The organism is Mucilaginibacter sp. GW821-FHT07H05 (assembly GCF_059418485.1).
Genome location: NZ_JBWKPY010000009.1, coordinates 91,669 through 106,151, shown reverse-complemented (window position 1 = coordinate 106,151; position 14,483 = coordinate 91,669). Strand labels below are relative to the sequence as shown.

The window sequence follows — 14,483 nt, the reverse complement described above, 5'->3', positions numbered from 1 at the left end:
ACCCAAGATGTTAGAATCTCGCAGAGATGTTTTCGTCCCCGCAGGGTCTCTCGGAGATTTAAGTTAACCCACAAAATTTGCTATAAATACTGTTAGCAAGTCCGCATAGCGGACGAAATATCTTGTAGCAACGGGTTTTAACCCGTTGATTAATGTATAAAACCAACAGGAGTTCCATGGGAACGGCAAATATCCTGTCGAATATAGTAACGATAATGATATGGCCCGAACCTACGGCTCTCCCATAAACTATTCCATTAATCAACGGATTGAAATCAGTTGCTAAAATATGAACCGGGGCGATGCCCCTTTAGCTTAAATAATAGGTTTTGGTTTTTCGTCCTCGCAGGGCCTCTGGAGAGGACCGTGCGTAAGTATGAAGGTCCGATAGGCATATCCGCTTTGCATGTTTTCGCAAGGTCCTCTCCCGAGAGACCCTGCGAAAACACGTTTAATTATCCTGTCAATCCTTAAATCTCAAAAAATCCCGGTTCAGACCTACAACTTCTCCCCATGCTGCGACAGATCCAGTCCCAGGGTTTCCTCTTCGGTGGTTACCCTTAGCGGTTGGATCATATCGGTGATCTTTAACAGTAACAGCGAGCCAAAGAACGCGAAGATGGATACACCTATCAGCGCCACCAGCTGTACCAAAAACAAATGCGTTTCGCCAAAGAACAGGCCGTTACCGGTGACATTGGCAGCATTAATGTTTTTATGGGCAAATACGCCGGTCAGCAGCATCCCCACCATACCGCCTACGCCGTGGCAAGGGAAAACATCCAGTGTATCATCAATAGTAGTGCGTGTGCGCCACTCTACCACCAGGTTACTTACTATAGCCGAGATAATACCGATAGCCAGCGAGTGCGGCACCGATACAAAGCCTGCCGCAGGGGTAATAGCTACCAGGCCAACTACGGCGCCAATACAGGTACCCATAGCCGATGGCTTGCGGCCGCGCACGGTATCAAAAAAGATCCAGGTAATGCCGGCTGCTGCCGATGCTGCCATGCTGGTTGCCAAAGCCGTAACCGCTAAAGGATTAGCCCCAAAGGCCGAACCCGCGTTAAAACCAAACCAACCAAACCACAGCAGGCCGGTGCCGATCATTACATAAGTAATACGGGCCGGGGTATGTGTGCGTTCGTTACGTTTTTTGAGGTATAAGGCCGATGCTAAAGCCGCCCAGCCTGCCGACATGTGCACTACCGTTCCGCCGGCAAAATCCAGTACGCCCAGTTTAGCTAAAAAGCCATCCGGATGCCAGGTGCAATGCGCTAATGGCGAGAATATGAATACCGAGAACAGGCACAAAAATATGACGTACGATTTAAAGTTGATCCGCTCGGCAAAGGCACCTGTGATCAGCGCCGGGGTGATGATCGCAAACTTTAACTGATACATGGCAAAAAGCAAAATTGGGATGGTTGGTGCCATGCGCCAGGTATTATTGCCCAGCATGCCCTTCAGCATAAAAAAGGTTTTTGGGTTGCCTATAAAGCCGCCAATGCTATCGCCAAAGGCCAGGCTAAAACCAAACACTACCCACATTACGGTTACAATCACCATACAGATAATGCTTTGCAGCATGGTTGATATCACGTTCTTTTTATTCACCATACCGCCGTAAAAAAAGGCCAGTCCGGGTGTCATGATCAGTACCAGCGCGGTAGCGGTCAGCATCCAGGCGGTATCGGCCGCATTTACCGTTGATTTATCCGAATTGTGGACATCAATGCCTGGGAAAATAAAAGATAATACCAGGATAACCAGTATCAGACCGATAGGAATAAAACGCTTCATTGTATATAGGCTTAATAGAATTTGAGGTGCGCAAATTAGCAATATTTTTAAAAAACGAATAACATTTTATTCATTTTTTAAAAATACAGACAGAAACATTTAAAATATTATAAATACCGCGCAAGGTAATCGGGGAACACCCCGATAAATACCAGCAGAAAGGAGATGATAAAAGCTGCTACCAGCAGGCTTTGGCTGGTTACCACATACTCGTGATTATCGTCGGCCTTGCGCAGGAACAGGTAAAGCGGGATCTTGATATAGTAAAACAACGCTACTACGGTGGTTAATGCCCCCGTACCCATCAGCAGCATAAACAGGATATTATGATCTTGCTGGTAAACCTGGTAGGCCGATTGGAAGATCAGCACCTTACCAATGAAGCCTGCGGTTATGGGCAAACCGGTAAGCGAGATGAGGATAATGACAAAACATACCGAAGCCGCGGGCAGCTTAAAGCCCAGGCCTTTGTAATCATCCACGTTTTCGGCGCCGGTAATATTGGTGAAGTACGATGCCAGCATCAGCGCGCCGATATTGGCTACAGCGTATACGGCCAGGTAAAATATCAGCGCTTTTACACCATCCTCGCTAAAACAAACCACCGCCATTAAGGCGAACCCGGTATGCCCGATGCTGGAATAGGCCAGCATGCGTTTAATATTCTTTTGCATCACCGCCGCAAAGTTACCGGCTATCATAGTTACCAAACCGATCACCGAAAGGAACAGCCTGAAATCGAAGCCTGTCCAGGTGCCGGTAAATATAAATGGTTTAATGAGGTTAACCAGCAAGGCAAAGGCGGCAATTTTTGGCAGGGTTGATAACCAGGCCGTAACCGGGGTAGCCGCGCCCTGGTAAACATCGGGCACCCAAAAGTGCATGGGCACAAACGATAATTTAAAGCCCAGGCCTGCAAAAAAGAGTACCAGCGCGAAGGATACGCTCAGCGGGTTTACTTTGGCTAAACCTTCTACAAAAGGCGCGGCAAACACATCTGTAAAACCGGTGAATGCATATAATAACGAGATGCCGTACAACATTACCGCCGATGATGCCGCGCCGAACAGCACATATTTTAAGCCTGCCCCGGCGCTAAAGCCCTGCTCGGATTTGTAGGCCACCATCAGGTACGATGCCAGCGAAACAAACTCTACCGACAGGTATATCGACAGTAAATTAACCGACATCACCATCAGGTGCAAACCTAAAATAGAAGCGATGGTAATGGCATACAGATCGGCCAGGCCTTTTTTATGCGCCCGCAGTTGCTTATCCCAGGCAAAGTAAAACAGCAGCAATACGCTGATCACATCTATCACCAGCTTAAATACTACCGGCGTATGCTGCAGTAACAGCATCCCGCTAAATAAGGGCCTCACCTCGTTTACCGGCATATAGCATTGAATTACGTCCTGCGCTATCACAAACACCATCCCTAACACGGATATGATACGGCACATAGCGGCCGCGTTTTTGGTGTACACCAAACCCGTTATCAGCACCAGCAAAAACAATATGCCCAAATAAACTTCGGGCATAAAGTATTTTACGCTGCCAAGGGCATTGTCTAATTGTAAGGATATGTAAGGCAGTAATTCGTGCATTTAATTTTATTGTACTATAACGGGTTGATTTTTGGGGAAGCGTACCTGGTAACTTAACGCGGCCTTTTTATTATCCAGCGGCGCCAGGGCAAAGTTCCAGGCTATTAAGCCGGTTTTAGGATCAAGCTTACCGCCCGATAATTCCTTTGCCTCCACCACAATATCTGTATTTTCAGATACGGGGATCTGGTCTTCCACCAGTAAATTCACAGCCTGCGATTTCCTGTTCTTCACCTCAATCAGCCAGTCGCGGGTTTCTTTTTTGTTTGATGCGATCCCCTGCTTCCCGGTTAAATTCTTTTGCAAGGTACGGGTTACCACAATATTTTTATCCGTACCCAGCGAAAGATTTAAAGTATCGTTAGCCGTATGGCTGTCCAGGTACGATTTACCAATGTAGGTACCCTCAAAAAACAGGTTAATATCGCCGGGTAAAAAATTGTATTTATTCCAGTCGGTTACCTGGGCGGTTAAAAATACGTTGGTATTAATTTTAGGCGCTACATAATACGTGTATTTAGCGGGCAGCTCTACCTGATTCATTTCTACCGTAGCCTGCTTGCCATCGGCCGCTACAGAAAATGGGACACTAATATTAAACTCTACAGCGGTTTGGTTTTCGTTTTGGGCAACGGCCATGGGGATAGATTCAACGGATGCTGCCGCTCCCGGCGCTCCTCTGACAGATACGCCGGAAATTTTACCCTTTAAAGCCTTATTCATTTCACCATATCCAAGCACTACTTCATTTAGTGCATTCTCCGATTTGTATCGCTTATCATAAACAGGCTGCGCGATATTTAAATAATATGGCGACAGATCGGGTTTGCTGGCATTAACACTTGGGTTACCTGTGGATAGGGTCAGTTTTACATCTTTCCAGTCCTCGCCGGTTTGCTGGTAAACCTGTGCCTTATAAACTATGGTGATGGGGCTTTTTACATCTTTAGCACGGATATCGTAAACAGGTACCCAACGGGTATGATAGATCCGGTAGCTCAGCGTAAACTGGGCAACTGTACTTACTGTAGCAGATACAGTCACCAATATATTGCTGCTGGTTTTTATACCGGCGCTTTGCGCGGTTGTCAATTGGGTATTTATCTTTTGCAGTTCGGTATTTAGTTCCTCTACCTGGCGGGTAACCGCCATTTCGTTCTTTTTAATTTCGGTTAAGCGGGCGGTTTGAAAATCAAGCGCCAGTTTCAGTTTGGCAATATCTACCGTACTGTTATCGGGCTTGGCCGTCAGTTGATCTTTTAGCAGCCTTTCCTCTTCCAGGTAGATATTCATCATATCGTTTTGAAGCGCTATTTTGTCCCTGATGCTTTTTTGCTGCAGCATTAACTCGTCAATCAGCTTTTGTTTGGTCTGTTCTTTTGCCACATTGGTTTCGGGGGTTACCGATAGGATGGTAAAATCGCCCGTACCCTGCACCTGGATGCTTTGCGCGTCTATATCGGGCGCAATATGATCAAACACCAAAGTAGTGGTGCCCGGCTTAATACCGGCAGTTGCGGTACGTGTTACTTGTCCGCCGCTTAAAAATATAGTTACCTTATTGATCTTCGAACTCACTTTTTGGTTGTCGTCGGCTTTTGCTTGCGCTGATAAAAATAAAATAAGGGCCGCCATTAATAATCTGTTAAGCATGATGGTTGAAATATGAAGTGATACAATCTTGTTTTTAAGCCAGCTTTTTGCCGGTTTTTAATTACAAGATGCATCGCCAGATATTTTTCCATAAATTATTTTCACCCCCTCTTTTGAAGCAGGGTGTCATGCTGAGCCTGTCGAAGCATGGTGGGCAGGCCGTCGCACGCACCCTTCGACAGGCTCAGGGTGACATCCCCTCTCCGTCAGTTTATCCTCCATGCACAAAATGCACCAGCGCCAATACCGAATCGTTGATCTTATCGAACACTACCGATGGCATTATACCCAGACCTAAAGTTAACAAGGCCAGGGGCAGCAGGGTAATGGTTTCACGGAAGTTCAGATCAACCAAAGCCAGTTGCCAGGTTTCGCCGCCTTTCAATAATTCCTTGCCGAAAAACATCCGCTGCAGCGTCCATAAAAAGTAAGCGGCGCTTAACAAAATGCCAATCACGCCACAAACGGCCATCCACTGGGGCAATAGCCCATTAAATGTAAACGATTTAAAGGCACCCGCCAGCGAGAATGCCTCGGCCACAAAAGCCGAGAAGCCGGGCAGGCCCAATGAGGCGAAAAACGCGATCATCACATAAACCGTATAGCGCGGCATCAGCGTACTTAAGCCACGGAAATTGTAGATATCCCTATCGTGCACACGGTTGTAGATGACGCCCACTAAAAAGAACAGCATAGCCGATAAAAAGCCGTGACTTACCATTTGCATCATCGCGCCGGCGATACCTTCAGGCGTTTGCGATGCGATGCCTAACAACACGAAACCCATGTGCGATACGGATGAATAGGCGATCATCCGTTTCAGATCGCGCTGTGCCAAAGCATTCAGCGCGCCGTAAATAATGGAGATCACACCTAACAAGCCCAGCCAAAACGCGCCAGAGACGGCAATATCGGGGAAGATGCCCGTGCAGATACGGATGATACCATACCCGCCAATCTTCAACAGGATGCCGGCCAGGATAATAGATACCGGCGTGGGCGCCTCCACGTGGGCATCGGGCAGCCAGGTGTGCAATGGCACTACCGGCACCTTAATAGCAAAGGCGATAAACAGTATGATAAACCCAAGCGTACGTGCATGGATGCCGAACAGGGTATATTGGTTCACCGTATCGAAGATGGAGCCCGGGATATAGTTTGCCGGGTTCATCATGGTGATCATATTAAAGGTGTGATGACCTGTCACCGGGTCTTTAACCGATAGGTACAGACCTATCATCACCAGCAGCATAAACACCGAACCGAACAGTGTATACAGGAAAAATTTGATAGCCGCGTACTCGCGCCGTGCCCCGCCCCACATGCCAATCAGGAAATAAAGCGGCAACAACATCAGTTCGTAAAACAAATAGAACAGGAAGAAATCCAGCGAACAGAATACGCCGATAACCGCCATATCCAGTATCAAAAACAGCACAAAAAAGCCTTTCAGGTTGCTTTTAATCTCCCACGATGACAGCGCCGCTATCACCATCACCAGCGATGTCATCACCAGCATGGCTACCGAGATACCATCAATCCCCACAAAATAGTCGATCTGCATTTTGGTATCGCCGCCAAGGCTCAGGTTAATCCATGGGAGTTTTTGTACAAACTGGTACTGGCCCTCGTTATTAATGCCGCCAAATTGGGCACCTGTTTTAAAATGGAAATAGATCCAAACGGCCAGGCCTAACTGGATGAGCGTTGCCGCCAGCGTCAAAAACTTAAAACTGCCCCTCCACGCCGATGGCATCACCCAGATCAGCAGGGCAAACAGCACAGGTATAAATATCAGGATGGTTAATATATTCATCAGGTTCAGATCAGTATTTTATAAATAAATAAAGCCAGTATTACGGCCAGCATGCTAAACAAATAGTACTGCACCCTGCCGGTTTGAAAACCCCGCGCAAAATTGCTGATAGCTACCACTAAAGCAGCCAGTCCGTGCAAAAAGCCATCGACGATATACTTATCCAGCCATTTGGTTAAGGATGCCAGCGACAGGGTTATCTTCTCTAACAAATGGATAAATCCATCAATGATGTTTTTATCAAACCAAAACAAGCCATTGCCTAAAGCCAGTACGCCATCGGCAATATAGCGCTTATAAAAGGTATCGATATACCACTCGTTATACGATAGTTTAAACAGGAAGGTATGTTGCGGGAACAAAGCCCGCTTTTGCGATACGTAGATACTATACGCCCAATAAATGACAAATATACTGAGCAGCGTTACCCCTACCGGGATAATGGTGTGGTACCTATTAATGCGGCCTAAATGATCTACAGGTACCAGTCCCTTCAATACCCAGGCTTCTTCGTAAAAAAACGGGTTTAAACAAAATACGGGGAACAGGCAACAGACAGCCAAAAACACCAGCGGAATTTTATATGCCAGGCCGCCATCGGTAAAGTGGGCTTTGATGTGGGTATTGATGCGCTCCTGCTCAAACTCACCGAAAAATACGCGAAAGATCATTCGGGCTACATAAAACGCGGTTAATACGCCACTTAATAAGGCAGTAACCGGAACAATATAATACATCCAATTTTTGCCTTCTGCCCATTCAAAGGCCTGCACCAGGATACCGTCTTTTGATAAATATCCTGATGTTAACGGTATGCCTACCAGCGCCAGCGCGGCAATAATGCAAACCACAAAAGTAAGCGGCAGTTTTTTACGCAGCCCCCCCATGTAAAGAATATTTTGCGGATCGATATCCAGTTGATACTCATCTTTCAGGTGCTGCATCTCGTGGATGATGATACCGGCCGAAAGGAACAACAGGCATTTAAAAAACGCATGCGTCACCAAATGGAACAGCGACGAACCGTAAGCGCCGATGCCCATCGCCATCACCATAAAACCCAGCTGCGATATAGTAGAGTAAGCCAGTATCCGTTTCAGATCGTTTTGCGTAAGCGCGATGGTAGCCGCCATAAAAGCCGTAAAACAACCCATAATGGCCAGCACGTTTAACTCAGCAGTGTTGAAGAAGGGATAAAACCGGCCTAACAGAAATACACCGGCGGCCACCATTGTAGCCGCATGGATCAGCGCCGAAACCGAGGTTGGGCCCTCCATAGCATCGGGTAGCCAGGTATGCAGCGGGAACTGTGCCGATTTAGCAGCTACCGCCAGGATGATCCCGCCGCAGGCAACATACTGCCAAACCGCGGGCATGCTCCCCGCCTGACTTGTCCACAACCCGCCCGTTATTACCGATTGTATCACGATTCCGTTTTTGCCAAACAGGGTATCAATATCAAACGTGTGGAACTGCGTGAAAAGGATCATGATAGCCGCCAGCAGACCGATATCCCCTATCCTGTTCATGATAAAAGCCTTTTTATTAGCCTGTACCGCCCTATCGCGCGTGTTCCAGAAACCAATAAGCAGGTACGATGAAAAACCCACCAGTTCCCAAAAGGCGTACAGCAATATCATGTTATCTACCACCACCAATGCCAGCATACTGAAACAAAAGAAGCTGAGATAGGTGAAGTAACGGCCAAACATGGGGTCGCCCTTCATATAGGCTGTACCGTAAATATGCACCGGCAAAGCAATCACAGCTACCAGCAGCAATATCAAAACCGAAAGATTGTTGAGCAATATGCCCGCCACTATTTTGGTATCGCCAATGGTAAACCACAAGTACTGCTGGTGGTAATACAAGCCGCTGTTCCATACTTTGGCAAACACCCATACGGCGCAAACCGTACTGATCAAAATAGCCAGGGTACTTAACCAGCCACTGGCCCGGCTGCCTTTATCAAACACTAAAGCATTCACCAAAAAAGCCGCAAAAGGAGCCAGTACCGCAGCAAGCGTGCAGCCAATTAACTGTAGATCCTGATGTGCTAAGATGCTTTCCAATATTATTTTTTTGTAGTGATAGCAATTTTGCCCAGTATTTTACTACCCTCGGGCTGGTCCTGGATAAATACTACGCTTTCTATTTTTTCTTTAGGCAGGCGATAGAGTTTTGACGCTTCCATTTTATCCTTGGGTACTTCTGCATTATCTATCAGGTAAATGATCTGTTTATCGTCGGTACCGTGACTGGTGAGGTAGCTTTCAAAATCAGCAGAAAAGTCGCTGAATTTTTCCTGGTAAGCGGCAACGGCAAATTTTTTGGTTAAAATAATGATCACACCATTAGCTCCATCCGCACCATATTTGGCCGCTTCGGCTGCGGTGGTTACAACCATCAGGTCGGCAATATCATCCACACTAACTACACCTACAATCCCTGCACGCTCTGTTTTTTTTCCATCAAGTATATATAACGGCTCTTTCGGTCCAGGCGCAGGCAGGTCGCTGGCGCTTAGTTTAGCGCCGGTTTGCGCTAATAAATAAAACGGACAAATGATTAGTAAAATCAGGATCAGTTTTTTCATTTATTAATCTTTTAATTGGTCAATTTTATCCGGTTCAATGGTTTTATACCTGCGGTATACATTCAGTATAATAGCCAGGGCAACAGCCGTTGTTGCTGCAGCTAACACGATGGCAAAAATAGCAAATACCTGCCCGTTGTTGGCCAGTTTATCATAACGGCCAAAGGCTACCAGGTTTAATATGGCGGCGTTTAATATCAGTTCTATCCCTATCAATACCTGTATGGCGTTGCTTTTGCTGATCACCATATACAGGCCTGTGCAAAACAACACGGCGCTAATGATCATAAAATGGCTTAAGGGTATCATTCGGCGCCCTCCTTCCTTGATAAATGCGCCGCGCCAACCAGTACCATCATCAGCAAAACAGATACCGCCTCGAAGGGCAGCAGGTAGCGGGTCATTAAGTTAATGCCGACGTTGCCGGTAGTAGTATCGGTACTGTTAAACATATTGTTGATATTGACCGACCTGCTGATCCACTCCAGCCGATCGGGCGCTGCTTTAATGATCACGCACACCATCACCACAAAAAACAACAGGGTTAATATCAGCGAGGGCCAGTTTTTAAAGCCCATAAAACTATTGTGCCGGTTTTTCAGCCTGTCCAGTGTTTCCCGGCCCGATAGCATAAAGGCAAACAGGATCAGCACCAGGATGCCGCCCACATAAATAACGATCTGCGTTATGGCCACAAAATCGGCCAGGGCAAATACATATAATCCCGCCAGGCCAAACAGGGTAATAAAAAACATAAATACCGACCGCATTAAATTCTTGCTATAAGCCACGTACACTGCCGAGCCGATGGTAATAAAAGCCATGATATAAAATAGAGCTAATATCATACCCCGCCCTCCTTGTTTTGCGTAGCGGCCAGTTTAGCGGCGGCACGTTCGGCCTGTTGTTTTTCCAGCAGGGTGCGTTTTTCGGCGGCATCCTCCGGGCTCATGTCCGAAAACTGGTAAGTCAGGTCGCTTAGTTCAAATACTGTTTTATCGTATTGATTGGTCATCACAATACATTCGGTAGGACAAACAATGGTGCACAGGCCGCAGTACATGCATTTGGCCATGTCGATATCAAACTTAGCGGCATAAATACGTTTCGGACTACCGTCTGATGTATTGCCTATTAGTTCCGTAGCCTTAATACTGTCGATGGTGATACAATCAACCGGGCAAATTTTGGCGCACAGATCGCATACAATGCAATCGTCTATTTCTACATCCAACTGGTAGCGGCCTACTTCGGGCACATCCAGTTTTTGCTTGGGATACTGGATGGTATTGGTACCCTCTTCCAGCTTTTTAAAATAATTATCGGCGGCAACGGTTTGTACCTGGCGTTTGGCGTTTGGCGCAAAAAAGTGCCTGATGGTAAGGGCTAAGCCTTTCCATGCAGTGGTGATACCTTTTATTATATTTTGTGATTGCACCGATTTACTTTTTTGATTACACCGATTCTTTTATTCTGATTTCACCGATTTCGACATTGATTCCACCGATTCTCCTACTTTATCCTTCATTTGCATATCTGCACATTCCCGCATCTGCACATTACCTCCCCCTTCAGGGGGCCGGGGGGCTCACATTAACCATACCCGCCATATCCCCGATATAATCATGCAGGCAAAAGCCAGCGGAGTTAATACCTTCCAGCACAGGTTCATCAATTGGTCAACCCTAAAACGGGGCAGCGTCCACCTGATCCACATCTGCACGGCAATTAACAATAAAGTTTTAATACTTATCCAAACTATGCCCCATCCCGCGCCGGTTGTCCAGTCGGCTAAGCGTACCGCTCCGATATTGGGGAGCGGCGTATTCCAGGCCCCTAAAAATACCACCACGGCCACCATACACACCAAAAACATCATACTGTATTCGGCCAAAAACACAAAGGCAAAACGCAAACCGGTAAACTCAGTATGGAAACCGGCCACCAGTTCAGATTCCGCTTCGGGGATATCAAACGGGGCACGATTACTTTCGGCTAATCCCGCAATGAAGTAAATAATAAACGCGATGATGAGGTGAGGCGCCCGGAAGATGTTCCAGCTTAGTATCCCTCCCACGTTTGATACATTTAACCAACCTAAAAATTTGGTTGTCTCGGCCGATAAGATCCCTTGCTGATAAGCGATAGTTTGCAGATCTAAAGTTTGCGCTATCATAATAGCCGATATCAGCGCGAAGCCGGCCGGGATCTCGTACGATATGATTTGTGCAGCCGAACGCATAGCGCCCAGGATAGAGTACTTGTTATTTGATCCCCAGCCGGCCATCAGGATCCCCAATGTTTCTACCGAGATAATGGCCAGCAGGTAATACAAGCCCAGGTTAATGCGCGATGGCACCAGTCCCGGCCCCCAGGGCAATGTAGCGAAACCCAGGTATACGGCCACAAAAATAATAGCCGGAGCCGCCATAAACAGCCATTTATCGGCCGCTGAGGGGATGATCTGCTCTTTTTGCAGCATCTTTAAAAAGTCGGCAAGGGTTTGCAGCAAGCCAAATTTACCTACCTCGGTTGGCCCCAGCCGGTCCTGTATCAACGCGGATACCTTGCGCTCGGCATATACGCCAAACAGGGTAAACAGGGCTGCAAAAACAAACAACCCAATGGCTATAGCAAAATATATGAGGTAGCTGATCAAGTATGCGTATTAATTTAGATGCAAACTTAATAAAAATGAGTGAGTGCGTAGCGAGGAATTGCGAATAGTTGACCAGATTAGTAGAGTATCGGCGGATGTGCAGATGCGGGAATGTGCAGATGTGCAAATTCAAGTGTATAACGTGATATTTTGGGCATTGTTTAACCACTGCAGTCGCTCGGCTCCAGCCGAGTGACCGGTATTATCCGGCCTCTGGCCGTAGCGATGTTGCTTTGAAATAATGACGACGGCCGGAGGCCGGGAAATAGGTGTCACCCGGCTGGAGCCGAGCGACTGCGTTCATTTTAACCTCTATTTCATAGACACATACCCCGACTTTACCTCTTCCCCAAAAAACAGCGAGGCATGATGGTCAAAATCCGCGGTATCATCGGTGGTGGTAAAAAACTGGTACTGGCCGGTTTTTGTTAGCTTGCCTTCAATTTCGGGGTGGCGTTGCAGATAATCGGCCAGGCTTTTGGCTACAATATCGCCCTGGGCAACAATATTAACATGTGCCGGGAGATGGGCTTTTATTTTCTCCTGCAGCAAAGGGTAATGGGTGCAGGCCAGCAGCAGCGTATCAATACCGGGCGACTGTTTCATAACCTGGTCAAGGTATAACTGCACAAAATAATCGGCGCCGGGTTTATCGTATTCGCCGTTCTCTATCAGCGGCACCCAAAGCGGGCAGGCCTGCTGATATACTTTAATATCAGGGAAAAAGTGTTCTATTTCCTTCAGGTACGATTCGGATTGTACCGTGCCTTTGGTACCCAGCACGCCAATTTCGCCGGTTTTGGTATAATTGCCAATCACCTCGGCCGTTGGGCGGATAACCCCTAATACCCGTTTGGATGGATCAAGCTGTTGCAGATCGCGCTGCTGGATGGTACGCAGCGCCTTGGCCGATGCGGTGTTACAAGCCAGTATCACCAGCGGGCAGCCCTGCTTAAACAACCATTGCACGCATTCCCAGGTGTACTGGTGTATGGTTTGGAATGACCGGTTGCCGTAGGGCGCGCGGGCATTATCGCCAAAATAAATATAATCGTACCCGGGCAACTCGTTCAAAATTGAACGGAAAACGGTTAAGCCTCCATAACCGGAATCAAAAACACCTATAGGTTGATTGTTTGGCACAGCACAAAACTAAAAAAAGCGGCCCGATAATACGGGCCGCTTTCATAATAATTTTTGTAAACTAATTACGGTTTTTTTACAGTAGCTGGTGCAGCGCTGATACCTGCTTTAGCTTTAACAGCGGCCTCCAGATTATCGCCTTCTGGGGCAACGATCATGTCGGTTTGTGATGAATCAAAAACGTAGGTATAACCTTTTTCCTTAGCAACCTGGCTAACTGCAGCTTTCATTTTATCAATTAACGGCTTGGTTAATTCGCTGTATTTTTGATTAACCGCATTTTGCGCTGTAGTGTTTTGATCCTGTAAACGTTTGTTCAGGTCCTGTAATTCACTTTCAGCTTTAGTACGCATAGCGTCAGTCATGGTAGCTCTTTTAGCGTCATAATCTGCACTTTTGGTTTGCAGTTCGGTGTTCATCGCCTTTATTGTTTCTACAAACTGGCCCTGATAATCCTGTATCTGCTTGGTTATACCGGCAAACGCAGGGTCGGCAGTCACCAATGCCTGGAAATTGATATATCCGATTTTTTGTTGTGCTTTTGCAAAACTGCCCATTAACAATACACATGCTACAACTAAAGCACTTTTTAATAATTTTTTCATTTGTTCTTTTCTTGTTCTTTGTTTTTTAATTTATGCGATATTATATAAAATTTTTCATTTGGCAAATACGCCCGGTTTTAATCCTAAACGGGTAACAACAGCGGCGCTTTTATCATAACGCGGGTTAGCGTATAGCATAATAGTTTCACTATTTTTGTCAAATATCATGTCCAGGTTTTCGGTCTCGGCAACGGCCTGTACAGCTTTTGCCACTCTATCCTGTATAGGTTTTACTAAAGCGGTACTACGTTGTGCCAGTTCGCCATCGGGGCCAAACTTTTGGCGCTGAAAATCCTTGGCTGCTTTTTCCTTTTCTACAATTTCGGCTTCGCGGCGCTTTCTCATGTCGGCGGTCATTAAAACCTGGTCGGCCTGGTAGGCTTTGTATAAGCGGTCAATCTCGCCAAACTTAGCATCAACTTCTTTTTGCCATTGTTCAGACAGTACGCTTAATTGTTTTTGCGATGATGCGTAATCGGGTATATGTTTTAAAATATATTCCGAATCTACAAATGCAAAACGCTGTGCAAATGCGCCTGCAAACGCGATAAATATAAAGGCAACGGTTAAAAATATCTTCTTCATAAATCTATTTTCA

The 14,483-nt window shown here is 46.6% G+C and carries 13 protein-coding genes; all 13 read right to left on the bottom strand.

The genetic code is table 11. From position 1 onward, the window contains the following. Positions 1-498 precede the first annotated feature (498 nt). Positions 499-1,806, bottom strand: a complete 1,308-nt coding sequence (locus AC07M6_RS22420) for an ammonium transporter (RefSeq protein WP_494893361.1) — start codon at positions 1,804-1,806, stop codon at positions 499-501. A 107-nt stretch (positions 1,807-1,913) separates the two neighbouring features. Next, on the bottom strand, positions 1,914-3,413 hold the full coding sequence (locus AC07M6_RS22415; RefSeq protein ID WP_494893359.1) for an NADH-quinone oxidoreductase subunit N: 1,500 nt from the start codon (positions 3,411-3,413) through the stop codon (positions 1,914-1,916). 6 nt (positions 3,414-3,419) lie between these two features. Continuing rightward, on the bottom strand, positions 3,420-5,066 hold the full coding sequence (locus AC07M6_RS22410) for a DUF4139 domain-containing protein (RefSeq protein ID WP_494893357.1): 1,647 nt from the start codon (positions 5,064-5,066) through the stop codon (positions 3,420-3,422). Between the two features lie 211 nt (positions 5,067-5,277). After that, positions 5,278-6,882: a complex I subunit 4 family protein gene (locus tag AC07M6_RS22405; RefSeq protein ID WP_494893355.1), complete on the bottom strand. Its 1,605-nt coding sequence runs from the start codon at positions 6,880-6,882 to the stop codon at positions 5,278-5,280. Positions 6,883-6,887: 5 nt separating this feature from the next. Beyond that, on the bottom strand, positions 6,888-8,954 hold the full coding sequence (locus AC07M6_RS22400) for an NADH-quinone oxidoreductase subunit 5 family protein (protein ID WP_494893353.1): 2,067 nt from the start codon (positions 8,952-8,954) through the stop codon (positions 6,888-6,890). Between the two features lie 2 nt (positions 8,955-8,956). After that, a complete protein-coding gene (locus AC07M6_RS22395) occupies positions 8,957-9,478 on the bottom strand; it encodes a hypothetical protein (protein ID WP_494893351.1) in 522 nt (173 codons plus the stop codon). A gap of 3 nt (positions 9,479-9,481) precedes the next feature. Continuing rightward, on the bottom strand, positions 9,482-9,787 hold the full coding sequence (gene nuoK / locus AC07M6_RS22390; RefSeq protein ID WP_494893349.1) for an NADH-quinone oxidoreductase subunit NuoK: 306 nt from the start codon (positions 9,785-9,787) through the stop codon (positions 9,482-9,484). Continuing rightward, positions 9,784-10,302, bottom strand: a complete 519-nt coding sequence (locus AC07M6_RS22385; RefSeq protein WP_494893347.1) for an NADH-quinone oxidoreductase subunit J family protein — start codon at positions 10,300-10,302, stop codon at positions 9,784-9,786. Before AC07M6_RS22385 ends, nuoK begins: the two co-directional genes overlap by 4 nt. A gap of 20 nt (positions 10,303-10,322) precedes the next feature. Then, entirely contained in the window at positions 10,323-10,916 is a 594-nt protein-coding gene (locus AC07M6_RS22380) for a NuoI/complex I 23 kDa subunit family protein (protein ID WP_494893345.1), read from the bottom strand. Between the two features lie 150 nt (positions 10,917-11,066). Beyond that, on the bottom strand, positions 11,067-12,137 hold the full coding sequence (gene nuoH, locus AC07M6_RS22375; RefSeq protein WP_494893343.1) for an NADH-quinone oxidoreductase subunit NuoH: 1,071 nt from the start codon (positions 12,135-12,137) through the stop codon (positions 11,067-11,069). 312 nt (positions 12,138-12,449) lie between these two features. Continuing rightward, a complete protein-coding gene (murI, locus tag AC07M6_RS22370) occupies positions 12,450-13,280 on the bottom strand; it encodes a glutamate racemase (protein ID WP_494893341.1) in 831 nt (276 codons plus the stop codon). A gap of 65 nt (positions 13,281-13,345) precedes the next feature. Beyond that, a complete protein-coding gene (locus AC07M6_RS22365; RefSeq protein WP_494893339.1) occupies positions 13,346-13,885 on the bottom strand; it encodes an OmpH/Skp family outer membrane protein in 540 nt (179 codons plus the stop codon). A 54-nt stretch (positions 13,886-13,939) separates the two neighbouring features. After that, positions 13,940-14,470 carry an OmpH/Skp family outer membrane protein gene (locus AC07M6_RS22360; protein ID WP_494893337.1) on the bottom strand — a complete coding sequence of 177 codons (531 nt, stop codon included), beginning with the start codon at positions 14,468-14,470 and terminating at the stop codon, positions 13,940-13,942. Between the last annotated feature and the right edge of the window lie 13 nt (positions 14,471-14,483).